Raw genomic sequence first — 355 nt, 5'->3', positions numbered from 1 at the left:
CACGCTCTTCGGGACTTGCAAATGTCCCTGTGTGCAAGATACCGGCTTGATCCAGATACTTGATTGTCTGGAGGACGCCCTGCTCTTTTCGATCCAGCGAGTGGTTATTCGCAGTGGATACAGCCGTAAATCCTACCTCTTTCAAAGTCGGGGCAAGTGATTCTGGCGAATTAAACATTGGGTATCCAGTATATCCCACTCCACTTCCACTCATGGTTGTTTCCAAATTCCCAATAACCCAGTCCGCTTCTTTAAACAACGGCTCCACACGGGTAAAAAAAGGTCTGAAATCATACGCTTTCGTAGCGGGATTCCAGGCTGCGTCCATTTGCTCCTGATGTACCATGATATCGCC

At 48.5% G+C, this 355-nt stretch carries 1 protein-coding gene; it reads right to left on the bottom strand.

Going from position 1 to position 355, the window contains the following annotated elements:
• A partial coding sequence (locus SB773_RS30465) for a CapA family protein (RefSeq protein WP_410593941.1) occupies positions 1–328 on the bottom strand: 328 nt, incomplete at its 3' end.
• Between the last annotated feature and the right edge of the window lie 27 nt (positions 329–355).

This window comes from Bacillus sp. SIMBA_074, from assembly GCF_046534555.1.
In the GTDB taxonomy this organism is placed as follows: Bacteria; Bacillota; Bacilli; order Bacillales; family Bacillaceae_G; genus Bacillus_A; species Bacillus_A mycoides.
Note: the sequence above shows the minus strand (reverse complement) of the source record. Positions and strands in the feature narration are given on the sequence as shown.